This is a genomic window from Chenggangzhangella methanolivorans (assembly GCF_042648545.1).
Taxonomy (GTDB): Bacteria; Pseudomonadota; Alphaproteobacteria; order Rhizobiales; family Methylopilaceae; genus Methylopila; species Methylopila methanolivorans.
Map to the genome: position 1 here is coordinate 258495 of NZ_JBHRXS010000004.1, position 19398 is coordinate 277892.

17 protein-coding genes and 1 other RNA gene are annotated in these 19398 nt (G+C 69.7%); all 18 read left to right on the forward strand.

All coding sequences use genetic code 11. The annotated features are described in order from the left end of the window. Positions 1-4 precede the first annotated feature (4 nt). The 18 genes from rnpB (at position 5) to ftsA (ending at position 19354) form a co-directional block, all read left to right on the forward strand. An RNA gene (gene rnpB, locus ACFOWB_RS06555) (RNase P RNA component class A) lies at positions 5-409 on the forward strand. A 437-nt stretch (positions 410-846) separates the two neighbouring features. Next, positions 847-1314 (forward strand): division/cell wall cluster transcriptional repressor MraZ, encoded by a 468-nt coding sequence (locus ACFOWB_RS06560; RefSeq protein ID WP_261404073.1) that lies wholly within the window; start codon positions 847-849, stop codon positions 1312-1314. Further along, positions 1311-2315, forward strand: coding sequence for a 16S rRNA (cytosine(1402)-N(4))-methyltransferase RsmH (rsmH, locus tag ACFOWB_RS06565; protein ID WP_378146368.1), 1005 nt, complete (start codon positions 1311-1313; stop codon positions 2313-2315). Before ACFOWB_RS06560 ends, rsmH begins: the two co-directional genes overlap by 4 nt. Then, the gene (gene ftsL, locus ACFOWB_RS06570) at positions 2312-2869 is read left to right on the forward strand and encodes a cell division protein FtsL (protein ID WP_378146370.1); all 558 of its coding nucleotides are present in this window, start codon (positions 2312-2314) and stop codon (positions 2867-2869) included. Before rsmH ends, ftsL begins: the two co-directional genes overlap by 4 nt. Then, positions 2866-4692 (forward strand): peptidoglycan D,D-transpeptidase FtsI family protein, encoded by a 1827-nt coding sequence (locus tag ACFOWB_RS06575; protein ID WP_378146372.1) that lies wholly within the window; start codon positions 2866-2868, stop codon positions 4690-4692. The genes ftsL and ACFOWB_RS06575 overlap by 4 nt, the downstream gene beginning before the upstream one ends. Positions 4693-4697: 5 nt before the next feature. Beyond that, the gene (locus tag ACFOWB_RS06580) at positions 4698-6161 is read left to right on the forward strand and encodes a UDP-N-acetylmuramoyl-L-alanyl-D-glutamate--2,6-diaminopimelate ligase (protein WP_378146892.1); all 1464 of its coding nucleotides are present in this window, start codon (positions 4698-4700) and stop codon (positions 6159-6161) included. Continuing rightward, positions 6158-7615, forward strand: coding sequence for a UDP-N-acetylmuramoylalanyl-D-glutamyl-2,6-diaminopimelate--D-alanyl-D-alanine ligase (locus tag ACFOWB_RS06585; protein WP_378146374.1), 1458 nt, complete (start codon positions 6158-6160; stop codon positions 7613-7615). The genes ACFOWB_RS06580 and ACFOWB_RS06585 overlap by 4 nt, the downstream gene beginning before the upstream one ends. Positions 7616-7624: 9 nt before the next feature. Further along, complete coding sequence (mraY, locus tag ACFOWB_RS06590; RefSeq protein ID WP_378146376.1) at positions 7625-8746, forward strand: phospho-N-acetylmuramoyl-pentapeptide-transferase; 1122 nt, start codon at positions 7625-7627, stop codon at positions 8744-8746. A 214-nt stretch (positions 8747-8960) separates the two neighbouring features. After that, positions 8961-10271, forward strand: a complete 1311-nt coding sequence (gene murD / locus ACFOWB_RS06595; RefSeq protein WP_378146378.1) for a UDP-N-acetylmuramoyl-L-alanine--D-glutamate ligase — start codon at positions 8961-8963, stop codon at positions 10269-10271. A 238-nt stretch (positions 10272-10509) separates the two neighbouring features. Further along, a complete protein-coding gene (ftsW, locus tag ACFOWB_RS06600; protein WP_261404069.1) occupies positions 10510-11685 on the forward strand; it encodes a putative lipid II flippase FtsW in 1176 nt (391 codons plus the stop codon). Next, positions 11682-12791 carry an undecaprenyldiphospho-muramoylpentapeptide beta-N-acetylglucosaminyltransferase gene (murG, locus tag ACFOWB_RS06605; protein ID WP_378146381.1) on the forward strand — a complete coding sequence of 370 codons (1110 nt, stop codon included), beginning with the start codon at positions 11682-11684 and terminating at the stop codon, positions 12789-12791. The genes ftsW and murG overlap by 4 nt, the downstream gene beginning before the upstream one ends. Positions 12792-12827: 36 nt before the next feature. Further along, positions 12828-14234, forward strand: a complete 1407-nt coding sequence (gene murC, locus ACFOWB_RS06610) for a UDP-N-acetylmuramate--L-alanine ligase (RefSeq protein WP_378146383.1) — start codon at positions 12828-12830, stop codon at positions 14232-14234. A 32-nt stretch (positions 14235-14266) separates the two neighbouring features. Next, a complete protein-coding gene (locus tag ACFOWB_RS06615) occupies positions 14267-14563 on the forward strand; it encodes a nucleotidyltransferase family protein (protein ID WP_378146894.1) in 297 nt (98 codons plus the stop codon). Continuing rightward, complete coding sequence (locus ACFOWB_RS06620; protein ID WP_378146385.1) at positions 14563-14934, forward strand: HepT-like ribonuclease domain-containing protein; 372 nt, start codon at positions 14563-14565, stop codon at positions 14932-14934. Before ACFOWB_RS06615 ends, ACFOWB_RS06620 begins: the two co-directional genes overlap by 1 nt. A gap of 64 nt (positions 14935-14998) precedes the next feature. Beyond that, a complete protein-coding gene (gene murB / locus ACFOWB_RS06625; RefSeq protein WP_378146387.1) occupies positions 14999-15880 on the forward strand; it encodes a UDP-N-acetylmuramate dehydrogenase in 882 nt (293 codons plus the stop codon). A gap of 236 nt (positions 15881-16116) precedes the next feature. Continuing rightward, entirely contained in the window at positions 16117-17037 is a 921-nt protein-coding gene (locus ACFOWB_RS06630) for a D-alanine--D-alanine ligase (RefSeq protein WP_261404066.1), read from the forward strand. Then, a complete protein-coding gene (locus ACFOWB_RS06635) occupies positions 17004-18029 on the forward strand; it encodes a cell division protein FtsQ/DivIB (protein WP_378146389.1) in 1026 nt (341 codons plus the stop codon). Before ACFOWB_RS06630 ends, ACFOWB_RS06635 begins: the two co-directional genes overlap by 34 nt. After that, on the forward strand, positions 18026-19354 hold the full coding sequence (gene ftsA, locus ACFOWB_RS06640; RefSeq protein ID WP_378146391.1) for a cell division protein FtsA: 1329 nt from the start codon (positions 18026-18028) through the stop codon (positions 19352-19354). The genes ACFOWB_RS06635 and ftsA overlap by 4 nt, the downstream gene beginning before the upstream one ends. Positions 19355-19398 lie beyond the last annotated feature (44 nt).

Genomic DNA, 19398 nt, shown 5'->3' on the forward strand with positions numbered 1-19398 from the left:
CCGGCCAGTCGGCCGGACGGCCGCTTCGCTCCTTCATCGGAGCGGAGAGGAAAGTCCGGGCTCCACGGAAACACGGCGCCGGATAACGTCCGGCGGGGGCGACCCCAGGGAAAGTGCCACAGAGAGCAAACCGCCTCCGGCTATGGCCGGCGGTAAGGGTGAAAGGGTGCGGTAAGAGCGCACCGCGCGACCGGTAACGGGAGCGGCACGGCAAACCCCGCCGGGAGCAAGACCGAATAGGGGCGACGCGCAGGCGGCGAAAGCCGTCGGCAGGCCTGCTTCCGGGCCGTCGCCCGGGTTGGTTGCTTGAGGCGTCCGGCGACGGACGTCCCAGAGGAATGGTCGTCACGCGCGCGCCGGTCCGCCGACGCGCGCCATACAGAACCCGGCTTACAGGCCGGCTGGCCCCAGATTTTTTCAAGCGCGCCGTCATGGCCGGGTTGTCCACAGGCTCTTGTGGACAACCCGTCGCCGCGCCGCCGCCTATGGGGCCGCGTCGGGGCGCCGTCGACGGCGTCGGAAACGCCTTCTTAACCCTAATAAAGCTCTAGTTGGTCGTCGCGCGCCGGTCGCGACCCGGCCCTTGAACAGGTCTCGCGTCCTGGGCCGAGCCGCGCCGGCCCGACTGGCCATTTCGTTGACGCCCATAGGGGCCCATGATATCCCAAGCTATCCCGTCGAAACGGCGTGCGGACGCTCCCTTCAGGGAAGCGTCGGCTGTTTCGTCCGCGGCCGTGGAGGCTGCGGACGCGCGCGGTCGTGCGCGCGGTGCGGGGCGGTTCAACGCTGGGGATCGGTCGATCGGCGGTTTGACGCCGTCGCCATGGGGAAACGGGCCGTCGGGGCATGGATCGCTTCCTGTCCAACCTGTCGACGAAGATCGACGCGAAGGGGCGGGTGTCGATCCCGGCGCCGTTCCGGGCGATCCTGACGCAGGACGCCATTCCGGGGCTTTACGTCCATCCGTCGCTGGACCTCGAGGCGCTCGACGCCGGGGGCGAGGCGCTCCTGTCGGAGATCGACAGGCTGCTGGACGCCCTGCCGCCTTATTCGACCGAGCGCGACAGCCTGTCGACGGCGCTGCTCGGCGTCAGCGAAATCCTCAAGATCGATTCCGAGGGCAGAGTCATCCTCACCGAGAGCCTCAAGGCCTATGCGGGCATTTCGGACGCCGTGACCTTCGTCGGCCAGGGCTCGAAGTTCCAGATCTGGGAGCCGGAGCGCTTCCGGGCGCATCTTGCGACCGCGCGCGCGGACGCGAGGGCGCTGAAGTCGCGGCTCGCGCGCCCCGGCGCTCCGGAGGCCTCGACATGAGCGCCGACGCCCGTCACCTGCCGGTCATGCTCGAGGAGGTGATCGCCGCGCTCGATCCCAAGCCCGGAGAGATCATTCTCGACGGCACGTTCGGGGCCGGCGGCTACACGCGCGCGATCCTCGAGACGGGCGCGGACGTCGTCGCGCTCGACCGCGACCCGACCGCGATCGCCGGCGGCTACGACCTCGTCGCGGCCTCGAAGGGGCGCCTCACGCTCGTCGAGGAGCGCTTCTCGAACCTCTCCGCAGCCCTCGACCAGCTCGGCGTCGAGGCGCTCGACGGTCTCGTGCTCGACGTCGGCGTCTCGTCCATGCAGCTCGACCAGGCTGCGCGCGGCTTCTCGTTCCGCTTCGAGGGCCCGCTCGACATGCGCATGGGCGGCGAAGGCCCGAGCGCCGCCGATCTTGTCGCCGATCTCGAAGAGAAGGAGCTCGCCGCGGTGCTCCGCACGCTCGGCGAGGAGCGCCGCGCCGGCGCGATCGCCCGCGCGATCGTGGCCGAGCGCGAGAAGGCGCCGATCGAGACCACGGCCCAGCTCGCCGCGATCTGCGAACGCGTGCTCGGAAGCTGGAACGACGGCATCTCGCCGGCGACGCGCACCTTCCAGGCGCTGCGCATCGCGGTGAACGACGAGCTCGGCGAGCTCGGCCGTGCGCTTTTCGCCGCCGAGAAGCGCCTGAAGCCGGGCGGGCGCCTTGTCGTCGTGTCGTTCCATTCGCTCGAGGACCGGATCGTGAAAACGTTCCTCGCCGACCGCACCCGCACCCAGGCGGGCGGGTCGCGCCACATGCCGCAGGCGATCGTGCCGCCCGCGACCTTCGAGGCGATTTCACGCGGGGCCGCCAAGCCCGGCGACGCCGAAACCAAGACCAACGCCCGCGCCCGTTCCGCGCGCCTGCGCGCCGCCCGCCGCACCGAGGCGCCCGCCCGCGGCGGCGATCCGTTCGCGTTCGGCGTGCCGCGCCTGCCGCTGCAAGGCCTTCCCGGAGGCGCGTCGTGAAGATCGCCCGCATCGTCAATGTCGTTGCCGTGCTGTCGCTGGTCGGCTCGGCGGTCTACGTCTACCGCATCAAATATGAGGCGACGCGCCACTCCGAAGAGGTCGCCAAGCTCAAGCGCCAGATCACCCAGGAGGTCGACTCCGTCGCGGTGCTGAAGGCCGAATGGGCGTTCCTCGCGCGGCTCGACCGCGTCCAGGCGCTGACCGAACAGCATCTCGATCTGAAGCCGCTGACGCGCGAGCAGACCTTGCATCTCGCCTCGTTGCCCGGGCGGCCTGCGCCGGTCGACGAGATCGGCAAGAAGCTCGAGGCGCTCGGCTTGATGGGCCAGGACGCCAGCCTCGTGATCGACAAGGAGCCGTCGACCCCGACCGCCGTGAAGAAACCGGCTCCGCCCGCCAAAAAGGCGACGATCGCCGTGAAGCCCGTGTCCCAGCTCAAGGCGCCGGCGACGCGGCCCGCGCCGCAGCCGATGCAGGTCGCGCCCGCCCCGCGGCCCGCGCAGCCTGCGAACCTGACCGATTTCCTCAGAAAGATTGGCGTCGTGCGATGAACGGGCAGGCGGTGATCGACGGCGCCTTCCGCAACGGCGCGATCGCGGGCGCGGCGCTCGGGCGCGGCGCCGGCGCGAGCGCGCGCGGCCTCTGGACCGCGACGAAGTTCGGCTGGCGCATGTTCCGACGCGCCGTGCGGCTGCTGATCGGTTCGGGCGAGGGCCTCGGCCTCACCTCGGGGCGGCTTCGGCTTGCGGCCATCGGCTTCGGCGTGATCTACGCGCTGATCGTCGGCCGCCTCGTCCAGTACGCCGTCGCGCCGAACATCGACGAGATCGAGCGGGTCGCCCAGACCGTCGCCGCCATCCAGCGGCCCGACATCGTCGACCGCAACGGCACCGTGCTCGCGACCGACGTGAAGGTGTCGTCGCTCTACGCCGAGCCGAAGAACATCATCGACGTCGACGAGGCGGTGGACCTGCTCAGCCAGGCGCTCCCCGACCTCAACGCCAAGGATCTTCGCGCCAAGCTCTCCACCAAGAAGGGCTTCGTCTGGCTGAAGCGCGAGATCTCTCCGCGCGACCAGGTGAAAGTGTTCCGCCTCGGCATTCCGGGCGTCGCCTTCGTGCAGGAGAACAAGCGCGTCTATCCGAACGGCACCCAGGTCGCCCATGTGCTCGGCTTCGCCGACATCGACAACAAGGGCATCGCGGGCATCGAGAAGTATCTCGACACGTCCGGCCTCACCCGCGCCGCGGCGCTCGAGGCCGGAAAGGGCGGCCGCATGGCGCCCATCCGCATGGCGCTCGACCTCAAGGTCCAGCACGCGGTGCGCGACGAGCTCGCCGAGGGCATGAAGAAGTTCAAGGCGATCGCGGCGTCGGCCGCCATCGCCGACGTCGACACCGGCGAGATCGTCAGCCTCGTCTCGTTGCCGGACTACGATCCGAACATTCCCTCCGACGCGCTGAAGCCGGAAGCCATCAACCGCGTCAACACCGGCGTGTTCGAGATGGGCTCGACTATGAAGGCGCTGACCATCGCCATGGGGCTGGACAGCGGCAAGGTCAGCCTCCAGAGCCGCTTCGACGCCCGCGCGCCGCTGCAGTACGGCCGGTTCAAGATCCACGACTTCCATCCGCAGCGTCGGGTGCTGACGGTGCCGGAGGTGTTCATCCACTCGTCCAACATCGGCACGGCGCGCATCGCGCTGACCATGGGCGTCGAGGCGCACAAGGCGTTTCTGAAGAAGATGGGCCAGCTCGACCGTCTCCAGACGGAGCTGCCGGAAAGCGCCCGTCCGCTGGTGCCGGCCCGCTGGGGCGAGCTCAACACCATCACCATCTCGTTCGGCCATGGCGTCGCGATCGCGCCGATCCAGTCGGTGATGGGCGTCTCGGCGCTCGTCAACGGCGGCTGGCTGATGAAGCCGACCTTCCTGCAGCGCACCGCCGAGGAGGCGCGCGCCGTCTCGACCAAGGTGCTGCGCGACCAGACCTCGGTCCAGATGCGCTACCTGATGCGCCTCAACGCCGAGAAGGGCTCGGCCAAGAAGGCCGACATTCCGGGCTACCGCGTCGGCGGCAAGACCGGCACGGCCGAGAAGGTCATCGGCGGCCGTTACTCGAAGACCAAGAACCTGACCGCCTTCACCGCCGTGTTCCCGATGGACAAGCCGCGCTACATGCTGCTCGCCGTGCTCGACGAGCCGAAGGCGCTGCCCGAGACCCACGGTTTCGCCACCTCCGGCTGGAACGTCGTTCCGGTCGGCGGCAGGATGGTCGAGCGCATCGCGCCGCTGCTCAACGTCGAGCCTGATTACGAGGCCCCGACCGCGACGGCGCTGCTCGGCGGCATCCCGACGGGCTCGGTTCAGGAGTGAGCGACCTGAAGGCTCCGGCCAGAACTCTCGGCGCGCTGTTTCCCGACGAAGGGCTCGCGCCCGACGTCGCGGCGACCGCGATCGCGGGGCTGACGGCCGACAGCCGGGCGGTGGAGCCCGGCTTCGCGTTCGCCGCGCTCGCAGGCGCCAAGACCGACGGCGCGCGCTTCGTGGCGCAGGCGCTGGAGAAGGGCGCGGCCGCGGTGGTGTCCGAAGCGCCGGTCGACGCGCCGGTTCCCGTGGTGCGGGTCGCCGACGGCCGGCTTGCGCTGGCGAAGGCGGCGGCGCGGCTCTATCCGCGCCAGCCGGAGCAGATCGCGGCCGTCACCGGCACGAGCGGCAAGAGCTCGACCGTCACGTTTCTCCGCCAGATCTGGAGCCATGCCGGCCACGCCGCCGCAAGCCTCGGCACGATCGGCGTGACCAAGCCCTCCGGGGCGACCTACGGATCGCTGACGACGCCCGATCCGGTTTCGCTCCATCGCACGCTCGACGGCCTCGCGGAGGAGGGGGTGACCCATCTCGCGATGGAGGCCTCGAGCCACGGCCTCGACCAGAAAAGACTGCATGGCGTTAACCTTAACGCCGCGGCTTTCACCAATCTCTCACGCGACCACATGGACTATCATCCGACGGTCGAGCACTACCGCGACGCCAAGCTTCGGCTCTTCACCGAACTGCTTCCCAAGGATGGGACAGCTGTGGTGTGGGCGGACTCCTCCGACGCCCCGGCCTTCATCGACGCCGCGAAGGCGAGGGGGCAGGGCCTCTTCACGCTCGGCCGCAAAGGCGAGACCTTCCGGCTGACGGACGTGCGCCGCGACGGCCTCGCCCAAATCCTTTCGCTCGACACGCCCGCCGGCCTGCGCGAGGTCCGTCTGCCGCTCGCAGGCGACTTCCAGGCCGAGAACGCGCTCGTGGCCGCAGGCCTCGCCATCGCGACCGGAGTCGACCAGGACGTCGCTCTCGCCGGCCTCGAACGGCTTGAAGGCGTGCCCGGCCGACTGGAGCTCGTGGGCGAAACGCCTTCGGGCGCCGCGGTCTTCGTCGATTACGCCCACAAGCCCGACGCTCTCGCCTCGGTGCTCGCGGCCCTTCGTCCCTTCGCCGCTGGACGCCTCGTCGCGGTCTTCGGCGCCGGCGGCGACCGGGATCCGGGCAAGCGCCCGATGATGGGCGAGGCGGCGGCGGCCGGCGCCGACGACGTCGTCGTCACCGACGACAATCCGCGCTCCGAAGAGCCCGCGAAGATCCGCGCCGCGATCCTCGCCGCGGCTCCGCAGGCGCGTGAAATCGGCGATCGCCGGACCGCGATCGAGACCGCGGTCGGCGAGGCGAAAGCCGGCGACGTGGTGGTGATCGCGGGCAAGGGTCACGAAACCGGCCAGATCGTGGGCGATCGGACATTGCCGTTCTCCGACCACGAGGTGGTTCGCGAGACGCTCGCAAAGTTGGGGGACGCCGCGTGACCGCGCAGACCGCATTCGCCGAGCCGCTCTGGTCCGCGCCGGAGCTCGCGCTCGCCACCGCCGGGCGCCTCGCCGGCCGTCCGGACGGCGCGCTGACGGGCGTCTCGATCGACAGCCGCACGGTCGGGCGCGGCGACGTGTTCTTCGCCATCAAGGGCGACGTGCATGACGGCCACAAATTCGTCGGCGACGCGCTCGGCCGCGGAGCGAGCCTCGCGGTCGTGGACGAGGCCCACGCCGACGAGGCGTCGGCCTTCGGCCCGATCCTCATCGTCAAGGACGTGCTCGAGGCGATGGTCGCGACCGGGATCGCGGCCCGCGCCCGCTCGCGCGCCAAGATCGTCGCGGTGACGGGCTCGGTCGGAAAGACCTCGACCAAGGAGGCGCTGCGCCTTGCGCTCGCGGAGGACGGCCAGACCCACGCCTCCGCCGCCTCCTACAACAACCATTGGGGCGTGCCGCTCACGCTCGCGCGCCTGCCGAAGTCGGCCGCCTATGGCGTGTTCGAGATCGGCATGAACCACCCCGACGAGATCCGCCCGCTCACCAAGATGGTGCGCCCGCACGTCGCGATGGTGACGAACGTCGAGCCCGTCCATCTCGCAGCCTTCAAGAACGTCGAGGGCATCGCCGACGCCAAGGCCGAGATCTTCGAGGGGCTGGTGCGCGGCGGCCATGCGGTCGTCAATCGCGACAACGCCCATTACGAGCGCCTGAAGGCCGCCGCCATCGAATGCGGCGCCGCGGTCTGGAGCTTCGGCGAGCACGTCTCGGCGGACTCTCGCCTCGACCGGCTGGCGCTCAAGGAGACGAGCTCCTGCGTCGCCGCCACCATCCTGGGCGAGCCCGTCACCTTCAAGATCGGCGCGCCCGGCCGCCACGTCGTCCAGAACGCGCTCGGCGTGCTGCTGGCCGCCAAGCTCGCCGGCGCGGACCTCGCGCTCGCCGCGCTCGCGCTCGCCAAGTTCGCCCCGCCCGCCGGGCGCGGCCAGCGCCACGAGCTCGGCGTCGCAGGCGGCTCGCTGCTTGTGATCGACGAAAGCTACAACGCCAATCCCGCTTCGATGCGCTCGGCGCTCGCGCTGCTCGGCCACACCATGGCGCCGCCGACGGGCCGCCGCATCGCCGTGCTGGGCGACATGCTGGAGCTCGGCGACGAGGGGCCGGCGCTCCACGCCAAGGTGGCGGAGACGGCGGCGGCGGCGCGCATCGACCTCGTGTTCTGCGCCGGGCCGCTGATGAAGTCGCTCTTCGACGCGCTGCCCAAGGCGCGCCGCGGCGGATGGGCCGAGACCGCCGCCGAGCTTCAGCCCAAGCTGCTCGATCGCCTGAAGGCCGGCGACGTCGTCATGGTGAAAGGCTCCAACGGCTCGCGCATGGGCCCGGTCGTCGCCGCGATGAAAGAGCGCTTCCGGCCTCTTTCGACGGTCGACGAGACGCAGGCGGCCGGGTAAAGCGCGACCATGCTCAGCTTCCTCGCCGAATTCTCGGACCTCGTTCCGGGCTTCAACATCTTCCGCTACATCACGTTCCGCACCGGCGGCGCCGTGATGACGGGCGCGCTGTTCGTGTTCCTGTTCGGCCCGCTGATCATCGACACGCTCAGGATCAAGCAGGGCAAGGGCCAGCCGATCCGAGCGGACGGCCCGGTCACCCACCTCTCCAAGCGCGGCACCCCCACCATGGGCGGGCTGATGATCCTCTCCGGGATGATCGCCTCGGTGCTGCTGTGGGGGAACCTCGCCAATCCTTACGTCTGGATCGTTCTGTTCGTCACCGTGGGCTTCGGCGCGATCGGCTTCTATGACGACTATCTCAAGGTCACGAAGCAGACCCACGCCGGCTATTCGGGCAAGATGCGACTGGGCCTCGAATTCGCCATCGCCATCATCGCGGTCTACTGCATCGCGATCGCGGGCCAGCCGGGCGGCTTCCGCGCCGCGAGCCTGCCGGGCCTCGACTTCGGCTTCTCGACCTCGCTAGCCTTTCCGTTCTTCAAGAACCTGTTGCTCGATCTCGGCTGGTTCTTCGTCCTGTTCGGCGCGGTGGTGCTGGTGGGCGCGGGCAACGCCGTGAACCTCACCGACGGCCTCGACGGCCTCGCGATCGTGCCGGTGATGATCGCGGCCGCGAGCTTCGGCTTCATCGCCTATCTCTCCGGCAACGCGCTCTTCGCCGAGTACCTTCAGATCCACTTCACGACCGGAACCGGCGAGATCGCGGTCGTGTGCGGCGCGATGCTGGGGGCGGGGCTCGGCTTCCTCTGGTTCAACGCGCCCCCGGCCTCGATCTTCATGGGCGACACCGGATCGCTCGCGCTCGGCGGCATGCTGGGCGCGACCGCGGTCGCGACCAAGCATGAGATCGTGCTCGCCATCATCGGCGGCCTGTTCGTGCTCGAGGCCGTGTCGGTGATCGTGCAGGTCGCCTCCTTCAAGCTGACGGGCAAGCGGGTGTTCCGCATGGCCCCGATCCACCATCACTTCGAGCAGCTCGGCTGGTCGGAGCCCCAGGTCGTCGTGCGTTTCTGGATCATCGCCGTCGTGCTGGCCCTCGTGGGCCTTGCGACGCTGAAGCTGAGGTGACGGGCATGGCTGCTTCGCAAGACCACATCGAGGCCAACTGCGTGCTTCGAGACGCCGTTCTGCGGACGGCTCCTCAGCATAAGGTGCATGTGTGGAGTCTAAGGGCTCCTCATGCCGAGGAGCGACGCGACGCGGCGCGTCCCGACGCACGCAGCGCCTCTCCCCAGAACGCCTTCTTCTGGATCAACCTCGCGCAGAGGCGGGCGTCTCTCTCGTGACGCCTGCGACCGCGTTCAAGGACATGAAGGTCGCGGTCTTCGGGCTCGGCGGCTCGGGGCTTGCGACCGTGCGCAGCCTCGTGGCGGGCGGCGCCGACGTCACCGCCTTCGACGACAACGCCGCGAGCGTCGAGAAGGCCAAGGCCGAAGGCCTGCCGACCGGCGACCTGCGCGAGGGCGACTTCTCCCGTTTCGAGCTTTTGGTGCTCGCGCCGGGCGTGCCGCTCACCCATCCCAAGCCCCATTGGAGCGTGGAGCTCGCCAAGGCCGCGGGCGTCGGCGTCATCGGCGACATCCAGATCTTCTGCAGCGAGCGCGACACGATCGCGCCGGACGCGCCCTTCGTCGCGATCACCGGCACCAACGGCAAGTCCACCACCACGGCGCTGACCGCTCATGTGCTGCGCGAGGCCGGCTGGGACGTGCAGATGGGCGGCAACATCGGCGTTCCGGTGCTGGAGCTCGCGCCGCCCGCGCCGAACCGCGTCCATGTGGTGGAGTGCTCCTCCTACCAGATCGACCTCACCATGACCCTCGCACCGACCGTCGGGGTGATGCTGAACCTCTCCGAGGATCATCTCGACCGCCACGGCACGATGGACGGCTACGCCGGCGTCAAGGAGCGGCTGGTGGTGAACGCGAAGACCGCTGTGATCGGCGTCGACGACGAGCGGTCGGCCGCGATGGCGAAGCGGCTTGCGATCGCGGGCGTCGAGGTCGTCAAGATTTCGGAGAACGATCCGCTCGACCTCTCCGGCGCCCGGGCGCTGCGCGGCGCGCACAACGTCCAGAACGCGAGCGCGGTCCGCGCGGTCGCCCGTGCGCTCGGCCTCGACGACGCGGCGATCCTGAAGGGCTTTTCGACCTTCCCGGGTCTCGCGCACCGGATGGAGGAGATTTCGACGCCTGGCCGCGTCGTGTTCATCAACGACTCGAAGGCGACAAACGCCGACAGCGCCGAGAAGGCGCTCGCCTCGTTCGAGAAGTCGTTCTGGATCCTCGGCGGCAAGCCCAAGACCGGCGGCATCGAGGCGCTGGTTCCGCTGCTCGGGCGCGTCGAGAAGGCGTTTCTCGTCGGCGAGGCCTCGGAGGCTTTCGCCAGGACGCTTGGCGAGCACGGCGTCGCGCACGACTTCTGCGGGACCGTCGACAAGGCGGTCGAGGCCGCCGCGAAGGCCGCGGAGGCGTCGGCCGATCCGGAGCCCGTCGTGCTGTTCTCGCCGGCCTGCGCCTCCTTCGACCAGTTCCGCAATTTCGAGGAGCGCGGCGAAGCGTTCCGCAGGGCCGTGCTGGGACTTCAGCTTTAAGCGCCGGGTCATCCCGGCCGAAGAGCCGGGATCCAGAACCGATAAGGGATGGGCAAGCCCCACGACGCGTCGGTTCTGGATCCCGGGTCAAGCCCGGGATGACGCGCTTTGGCTCCAGCGCATCTCGCTTGGCGGCCCCAGTTCGAACTTCATTAACGCTAACCGTCCATTCTCGGCTCGCGCCTTTCCGCCCGCCGGGCCGCGACGCGCCGCATGCTCTTCGGAGTGGAACAGAACCATGATCTCCCGCGCGGAACGCACCCTCTTCGGCGAGTGGTGGTGGACCATCGACCGGGCCCTGCTCTTCGCCGTGAGCGGCCTCATGGTCCTCGGCGTCGTCCTGTCGCTCGCGGCCTCGCCCCCCGTCGCCGAACGCATCGGGCTCGACCTGTTCCACTTCGTGAACCGCCAGGCGCTGTTCCTCGCCCCGGCGTTCCTCATCATGATCGGCATCTCGTTTCTGTCGCCGCGGCAGGTGCGCAGGCTCGCCTGGATCGTGTTCGCGGGCGGCATGGTTCTGCTCGCCGTGACGCTCGTCCACGGCACCGAGATCAAGGGCGCGCGGCGCTGGGTCTCGTTCGCCGGCATCGTCGTGCAGCCGTCCGAATTCGTGAAGCCGGCCTTCATCGTGCTCGCCGCCTGGCTCTTCGCCGAAGGCTCCGAGCGGCGCGACATGCCGGGCCACATCCTCTCCACCGTGCTGCTCGGCTCGGTGGTGGGCCTGCTCATCCTTCAGCCCGACCTCGGCCAGACCGTTCTGACGACGGCGGTCTGGGGCGTGCTGTTCTTCCTCGCGGGCCTGCCCTGGATCTGGGTGGTCGGGCTCGGCGGGGCGGGGGCCTTCGGCCTCATCACCGCCTATCAGGTGCTGCCGCATGTGGCGCGCCGCATCGACCGCTTCCTCGACCCCGAGACCGGCGACAACTTCCAGATCGAGAAAGCCACAGAGGCCTTCGCGTCCGGCGGCTGGTTCGGCAAGGGCCCGGGCGAGGGCACCGTCAAGCGCATCATCCCGGACGGGCACACCGACTTCATCTTCTCCGTGACCGCGGAGGAGTTCGGCGTGCTGTTCTGCATGGTGATCGTGTCGATCTACGCCTTCATCGTGCTGCGCGGCCTCTACCACGCCCGCAACACGCAGGACGGCTTCACAAGGCTCGCGATCGCCGGCCTCGTCATGCTGTTCGGCCTGCAGTCGGCCATCAACATGGCGGTGAACCTCCACATGATCCCGGCCAAGGGCATGACGCTGCCCTTCGTGTCCTACGGCGGCTCCTCGATGTTCGCGCTCGCGCTCGGCATGGGCATGCTGCTGGCGCTCACCCGCAAGCGCCCGCGCGCCGACGCGCTCGCCGCCGAGATCAGGCGTCACGCCCGCAAGAGCGGCCACGCGCCCGCCGGAGCCCCGGCGTGACCGGTCGGCCGATCCTGCTCGCCGCGGGCGGCACCGGCGGGCATCTCTTCCCGGCCGAAGCGCTCGCGACCGAACTCGCAGCGCGCGGCGTCCCCGTCGAGCTCATCACCGACGAGCGCGCGCTCGCCTACGCCTCGCATTTCCCGGCGCGCGCGCTGCACGCCGCCCCCGCCGACACGCTGCGCGGATCGGGGCCCGCGGCCTACGCCAAGCTGGGCCTCACGCTGTCGCGCGGCGTCGTCCGCTGCGTCTCGATCCTGCGCAAGGTCGAGCCGGCGGCCGTCGTCGGCTTCGGCGGCTATCCGACCTTCCCGCCGCTGGTCGCGGCCCGCATCGTCGGCGCGCCCGTGATCCTTCACGAGCAGAACGCCGTGATGGGCCGCGCCAACCGCATGCTGGCGAAGCTCGCGACGAAGATCGCCACAGGCTTCCCGACGGTCTCGGGCGCGCCGGAAGGCCGCGAGACCGTCCATGTCGGCAACCCTGTGCGCCCGCAGGTGATCGCGGCGAGCGAGGTCGCCTACCGGCCGCCGAGCAACCACCACCCCATTCGCCTGCTCGCCTTCGGCGGAAGCCAGGGGGCGCGCTTCATCTCCGAGATCCTGCCGGCCGCGCTCGCGCTGTTGCCGACGGAGCTGCGCGATCGGCTCGCCGTGACCCAGCAGGCCCGCCCCGAGGACATCGAGGCCGCGCGCGCAGCCTATGCGGCCGCGGGCGTGAAGGCCGAGCTCTCCTCCTTCTTCGCCGACATGCCCGGCCACATGGCGCTCGCCCAGTTCGTGATCGCGCGCGCCGGCGCCTCGACGGTCGCGGAGCTCGCGGTGATCGGGCGTCCCTCGATCCTCGTGCCGCTGCCCCACGCGCTCGACAACGACCAGCTCGCCAACGCCAACGCGCTCGCGCTCGCGGGCGGCGCGGTCGTCTGGGAGCAGTCCCGCCTGTCGCCCCAGGCGCTCGCCGACGATCTCGCCGTCCGCCTCGAGGACGCCGCGGGCCTCGCCGCCGCCGCCGACGCCGCCCGCCGCGTCGGCGCGCCCGACGCCGCCGCGCGGCTCGCAGATGTGGTATTGGCGGCGGCGAGCGGCCGGTCTGCCGCCCGAAGCTGAAGCCGTCCTTCCCTCGAACTGACCGCGTGCCGACCCATGAAACTTCCCCGCGACATCGGGCCCATCCATTTCGTCGGCATCGGCGGCATCGGCATGTCGGGCATCGCCGAGGTGCTGGCCAATCTCGGCTACACGGTGCAGGGCTCGGACGCCGCCGAGAACGCCAACGTCAAGCGCCTGCGCGAGAAGGGCGTCGCGGTCACGATCGGCCATGCGGCCGAAAACCTCGGCAAGGCCGAGGTCGTGGTCGTCTCCTCGGCGATCAAGCGCAACAACGCCGAGCTCGCCGCCGCCCGCGAGCGCCGCCTGCCCGTCGTGCGCCGCGCCGAGATGCTCGCCGAGCTGATGCGGCTCAAGACCTGCGTCGCGATCGCCGGCACGCACGGCAAGACCACCACGACCTCGCTCGTCGCCACGCTGCTCGACGCCGGCGGGCTCGATCCCACCGTCATCAACGGCGGCATCATCAACGCATACGGCGCGAACGCCCGCATGGGCGACGGCGACTGGATGGTGGTGGAGGCCGACGAGAGCGACGGCACCTTCCTCAAGCTTCCCGCCGACGTCGCGGTCGTCACCAACATCGACCCCGAGCATCTCGACCATTTCGGCACCTTCGACGCCGTGAAGGCCGCGTTCCGCTCCTTCGTGGAGAACGTGCCGTTCTACGGCTTCGCGGTGATGTGCCTTGACCACCCGACCGTGCAGGACATGGTGGGCCTGATCGAAGACCGCCGGGTCGTGACCTATGGCGAGAACCCGCAGGCCGACGTGCGCCTGCGCGACCTCGACCTCAAGGGCGGCCAGTGCCGCTTCCGCGTGACGATCCATGACCGCACGTCCGGCGCCGAGACCGCGCTCGACGATCTCGTGCTGCCGATGGCCGGCCGCCACAACGCGCTGAACGCGACCGCGGCCATCGCCGTCGCCCATGAACTCGGCGCGACCCCGGACCAGATCCGGGCGGGCCTCTCGAAGTTCGGCGGCGTGAAGCGTCGCTTCACCCGCGTGGGCGAGTGGAACGGGGTCACGATCTTCGACGACTACGGCCACCATCCGGTGGAGATCGCGGCCGTCCTGAAGGCCGCGCGCGCTTCCACGGACGCCAATGTCGTGGCCGTCGTCCAGCCGCACCGCTACTCGCGCCTCAAGGCGCTGTTCGACGGATTTTCGAGCTGCTTCAACGACGCCGACACGGTGATCGTCGCCGACGTCTACGCGGCCGGCGAGCAGCCGATCGAGGGCGCCGAGCGCGACGATCTGATCGCGGGCCTGCGGGCGCGCGGCCATCGCCACGTCATCCCGCTTGAGAGCCCGCAGGCGCTCGCGGGCGTCGTGGCGGGAGTGGCCAGGCCAGGCGACTACGTGGTGTTGCTGGGCGCGGGCTCGAGCACCTACTGGGCCGCCGCGCTCCCGGACGAGCTGGCGGCGCTTAAGAGCTGAACTGGAGGCGTGCTAGAACGAACGCCATGACGATGTCGCGCGAACATCTGATCCAGAGCCTTCTGGAGCTGGAGCCGAAGCTGAGGGCCAGGGGCGTGACCCACATGGCCCTGTTCGGTTCGCGCGCGCGCCAGGACAATCGACCCGACAGCGACGTCGACGTGGCGATCGAGGTTGATCCGCATGCCAAGTTCTCGCTGATCGACCTTTCGGGCGTCGCCGTGGCCATCGAGGACGAAACGTCTCTGGAAGCTAACGTTCTCATGCGTCGAAGCCTGGACGGCTCGTTCAGGAGTTCGTTCGAGAGAGACGCCATAGAGGTCTTCTGATGAACGAGAAGGTCAAAGACCGGCTCGGTCATATCAGCGTCGCCATTCAGGATATCCGGTCGCTCCTCGACGCGAAGACGATCGACCACCTCCGCACCGACAGGTTCGCCCGCGCGGCTTTCGAGCGGTTCCTCGAGATCGTGAGCGAAGCGTCTCGACATATCCCGGCCGAATGGAAAGCCACGGACGCTCCCGACATCGACTGGCCGGCCGTCGCCAATCTTGGAAACATCATCCGCCACGTCTATCAGCGGGTCGACCTCGATATCCTGTGGAGCGTCTATGAGGACGATCTCGGGCCCCTCGAGGCGGCGATAGATGTCATGACCGAACGTCACTTCCCCGAACCGCCATCTGGTTCAGAACCGTAGCGGCCGTTAAGCGCGAGCGATGCACAGCCAACCTCCGCCTCTCCCCGATCGCCTCACGGCCCTCATGCCCGATCTGCGCGGCAAGCTCGTCGTGGGCCAAGCGCTCGGCGACCTCGCCTGGTTCCGCGTCGGCGGGCCGGCTGAAGCGCTGTTCTCTCCGTCAGACGAGGACGACCTCGCTTATTTCCTCTCCCGCCTGCCGGCCGAAACGCCGCTCTATCCGATCGGCCTCGGCTCGAACCTCCTGGTGCGCGACGGCGGCGTGCCGGGCGTGGTGGTGAGGCTCGGCAAGAGTTTTGCCGGCATCGAGCGCGTTGGCGCGGATCGGCTGCTTGTCGGCGCCGCGGCGGCCGACAAGCGCGTCGCGCTCGCGGCCCATGAGGCCGGTTTGGGCGGCTTCGCGTTCTACCACGGCATTCCGGGCGCGATCGGCGGGGCGCTGCGCATGAACGCGGGCGCGAACGGGACCGAGACCTGCCAGCGCGTCGTCGAAGTCTACGGCGTCGATCGGACGGGCGCGAAGCGGACCTTCTCGAACGCCGAGATGGGCTACACCTATCGCCACTCCTCCGCGCCCGCCGACGTCATCTTCACCGGCGCGCTGATGCAGGGCGAGGTTCGGGACAAGGCCGAGATCCGCGCCGAAATGGACGCCGTCGCCGAGCACCGCGAGACCAACCAGCCGATCAAGAGCCGCACCGGCGGCTCGACCTTCAAGAACCCGCCCGGAAACTCCGCCTGGAAGCTGATCGACGCCGCCGGCATGCGCGGCCACCGGATCGGCGGCGCGCAGGTCTCCGAGATGCACTGCAATTTCCTCATCAATGTCGGGGGCGCGACCGCGGCCGACATCGAGGGGCTCGGCGAGGAGGTCCGCCGCCGCGTGCGCGAGACGTCCGGGGTGGAGCTCGAATGGGAGATCAAGCGGATCGGGACGGCGGCGTAAGGAAAGGCCTTGGGGAGGCCGACTGCGTGCTTCGAGACGCGGCCCAGAGGCCGCTCCTTAGCATGAGGTCAGGTTTGAGCTTCCACCACGCTCCTCATGCTGAGGAGGCCCGCAGGGCCGTCTCGAAGCACGCAGTTCGTCTCGGCGCGCGCGTCGCGGGCGCTTTGTCCTGAACACGATCCGGCCCGGCGCGTCGCGCCGTCCGGGATGACGACAAGAAGCATTCGGGGGAACGCATGTCGAAGCACGTCGCCGTCCTCATGGGCGGGCTCTCCTCGGAGCGACAGGTCTCGCTCTGGTCGGGAGAAGCCTGCGCCAAGGCTCTGGAGAGCAAGGGCTTTCAGGTCACGCGGGTGGATGTCGGCCGCGACCTCCCCGAGGTGCTCCAGCGCGTGAAGCCGGACGTCTGCTTCAATGCGCTGCACGGCCGCTTCGGCGAGGACGGCACGGTGCAGGGCCTGCTCGAGTTGATGGGCATCCCCTACACGCATTCCGGCGTGCTGGCCTCCTCGCTCGCGATGCACAAGGAGCGGGCCAAGACCGTGATGGCCGCCGCAGGAGTTCCTGTCGCGCGTGGCAAAGTCGTCACACGCGCGGAGGCTGCGAAGGCGCATCCGATCGAGCCGCCTTACGTTCTCAAGCCTGTCGACGGCGGATCGTCGGTCGGGGTGCTGATTGTTAACGAAGACCATGTCCACCCGCCGCAGGAGCTCACCCGCGAGGACTGGCCCCACGGCGAGCTGCTGCTGGCGGAAAAATTCGTGGCGGGACGGGAACTTACCTGCGCTGTCTTAGACGGCGAGGCGCTCGACGTGATCGAGATTCTCCCTTCCGACGGCTGGTACGATTTCGAGGCCAAGTACGCCAAAGGCGGCTCGAAGCACGTTCTCCCGGCCGAAATTTCATCCTTTGTTTACCAACAGGTCCGAAAACTGGCTGTCGCGGCGCACCACGCGCTCGGGTGCCGCGGGGTCAGCAGAGCGGACTTCCGTTTCGACGATCGTCCCAACGGAACCGGCGAACTCGTCTGCCTCGAAGTGAACACGCAGCCCGGCATGACGGAGACGTCGCTCGTGCCGGAACTCGCCGCTTATGTCGGCATGGGGTTTGGTGAGCTCGTCACATGGCTCGTGGAGGACGCGTCCTTAGATCGGTAGAGGAGCCGCAGCTCGCGGCCCCGCCCGTTCGCGCATCGCGTCCCCAGCCCACGCTGGTCTACCGCACCGATCCCAACATGCGCGCGGCCGGCGAGGCCCGCGTCCAGCGCCCCGACATCGACGACGTCGACGAGGTGATCGGCGCGAGCCGCTGGTCATCCCTCCGCTTCCGCCTCGAGCGCGTCGCGCGCAAGCGTCGCCTTGGCCTCGCGCTGGTCGCCGTCCTCTACGGCGGCACCGGCCTGCTCGGCATGATCGACGGCGGCCATTGGCCGACGGTGCGCGACGAAATCCTCAACGCCCACGTCACGACCGCCAACCTGATGGGCTTCCGCATCACCGCGGTGCAGACCGAGGGGCAGGTGGCGCTGACCGACGACGAGGTGCTGCTTGCGCTCGGCGTCAAGGACGACACCGCGCTGCCCTTCCTCGACGTCCGCGCGGCCCGCGAGCGCCTGATGGCGAACCCGCTCGTCCAGGACGCGACCGTCAAGAAGCTCTACCCCGACCGCCTCACCGTGAACCTCGTCGAGCGCAAGCCCTTCGCGCTCTGGCAGCACGACGGCAAGGTCCAGATCCTGGCCGAGGACGGCACGCCGATCGACGAGTTCCGCGACTCGCGCTTCGCGCATCTGCCGCTGGTCGTCGGCCCGTCGGCGAACCTCAAGGCCCAGAAGCTGCTCGACGCGCTCGCGCTCGCGCCGAAGATCCGCGAGGAGACCTACGCCGCGGTGTTCGTCGCCGAGCGGCGCTGGAACCTGCGCCTGCGCTCCGGGGTCGAGGTCAAGCTGCCCGAGATCGGCTATGCGGCCGCGCTGGCGCGTCTCGAGTCGCTCCAGGCCAAGCAGAACGTTTTCGCGAAGTGGATCAACGTGGTGGACCTGCGCTCCCCCGCGAAGATCGTGGTGCGCCTCTCGCCCGAGGCCGCGGCCCAGATGGCGGAGGCCGACAAGGCCGCCGCCAAGGCCAAGAAGAAGGCTGGCCAGATATGAGCGGCGCGTTCCCCTACGGCGTCGTGCCGAAGATGCGGCCGTTGCCGGGCCGCCGGGCCGTGATCGTGTCGGCGCTCGACGTCGGCACCTCGAAGGTCGTGTGCATGGTGGCGCGCCTGCGCCCCACCGAGGCCGGCGACGCGCTTCCCGACCGCAGCCACACCGTCGAGCTCATCGGCGTCGGCCACCAGCGCTCGCGCGGCGTGAAGGGCGGCAAGATCGTCGACATGGAGGCGGCCGAGCAGGCCATTCGCCTCGCCGTCGACGCCGCCGAACGCATGGCCGGCGTCCAGATCGAGAGCGTCATCGCGTCGATCTCCGCCGGGCGCCTCGCCTCCGAGACTTTTCACGCCGAGGTCGACATCGCCGGCCGCCCGGTCGAGGACCGCGACATCCGCCGCGTGCTGCAGGCGGGCTGCGTCCACACCGTGCGCCCGAACCGCGCCGTGGCGCATTCGATCCCGACCGGCTTCGCGCTCGACGCCACCCGCGGCGTGCGCGACCCGCTCGGCATGGTCGGCCAGCAGCTCGGCGTCGACATGCACATCGTGAGCGCGGAGGGCGCTCCGCTGCGCAACCTCACGCTCTGCGTCGAACGCAGCCACCTCAATGTCGAGACCATGGTGGCGGCGCCTTACGCGGCCGGTCTCGCGAGCCTCGTCGACGACGAGAGCGAGATGGGCGTCACGCTCATCGACATGGGCGGCGGCGCGACCTCGGTCGCGGTGTTCCAGGGCGGATCCTTCGTGCATTGCGACGCGGTGGCGCTCGGCGGCCATCACGTCACGCTCGACCTCGCCCGCGGCCTCTCGACCTCCATCGACGAGGCGGAGCGGCTCAAGACCCTGCACGCCAGCGTGTTTCCCTCGATCGCCGACGAGCGCGAGCAGATCGCCGTCACGCCGGTCGGCGAGGCGGAGCTCGAGGCGCAGAACTATCTGCCGAAGTCGATGATCGTGAAGATCGTCAAGCCGCGCGTCGAGGAGACCCTCGAGCTCGTGCGCGATCGCCTTCGCGCCTCCGGCCACGCCTCCGAGGCGCGCCGCGTGGTGCTGACCGGCGGCGCCTGCCAGCTCACGGGCCTGCCCGAGCTCGCGCGGCGAATCCTCGACCGCCCGGTCCGCATCGGCCGCCCGCTGGGCGCCCGCGGTCTTCCCGAGGCGGCCAAGGGCCCGGCCTTCGCGGCCCCGGTGGGGCTGCTCGTCTATCCGCAAGTCGCCGGCGTCGAGCATGTCGACCCGCGGCGGATGCGTCGCGGCGGCTCGCAGCCGCAAAAGGACACGTACATCCACCGGGTCGGCCGGTGGCTGAAAGAGAGCTTCTGACCGGCGGCGCGGCGGCCGTCGGTCGGCAGGGGCCAAGCGCGCCC

Bases quoted from the DNA above. Each gene is read 5' to 3' on its own strand.
- ACFOWB_RS06560 (WP_261404073.1), top strand. From the start codon at position 847: ATGGATCGCTTCCTGTCCAACCTGTCGACGAAGATCGACGCGAAGGGG.
- rsmH (WP_378146368.1), top strand. From the start codon at position 1,311: ATGAGCGCCGACGCCCGTCACCTGCCGGTCATGCTCGAGGAGGTGATC.
- ACFOWB_RS06575 (WP_378146372.1), top strand. From the start codon at position 2,866: ATGAACGGGCAGGCGGTGATCGACGGCGCCTTCCGCAACGGCGCGATC.
- mraY (WP_378146376.1), top strand. From the start codon at position 7,625: ATGCTCAGCTTCCTCGCCGAATTCTCGGACCTCGTTCCGGGCTTCAAC.
- ftsW (WP_261404069.1), top strand. From the start codon at position 10,510: ATGATCTCCCGCGCGGAACGCACCCTCTTCGGCGAGTGGTGGTGGACC.
- murC (WP_378146383.1), top strand. From the start codon at position 12,828: ATGAAACTTCCCCGCGACATCGGGCCCATCCATTTCGTCGGCATCGGC.
- ACFOWB_RS06615 (WP_378146894.1), top strand. From the start codon at position 14,267: ATGTCGCGCGAACATCTGATCCAGAGCCTTCTGGAGCTGGAGCCGAAG.
- ACFOWB_RS06620 (WP_378146385.1), top strand. From the start codon at position 14,563: ATGAACGAGAAGGTCAAAGACCGGCTCGGTCATATCAGCGTCGCCATT.
- murB (WP_378146387.1), top strand. From the start codon at position 14,999: ATGCCCGATCTGCGCGGCAAGCTCGTCGTGGGCCAAGCGCTCGGCGAC.
- ACFOWB_RS06630 (WP_261404066.1), top strand. From the start codon at position 16,117: ATGTCGAAGCACGTCGCCGTCCTCATGGGCGGGCTCTCCTCGGAGCGA.
- ACFOWB_RS06635 (WP_378146389.1), top strand. From the start codon at position 17,004: ATGGCTCGTGGAGGACGCGTCCTTAGATCGGTAGAGGAGCCGCAGCTC.
- ftsA (WP_378146391.1), top strand. From the start codon at position 18,026: ATGAGCGGCGCGTTCCCCTACGGCGTCGTGCCGAAGATGCGGCCGTTG.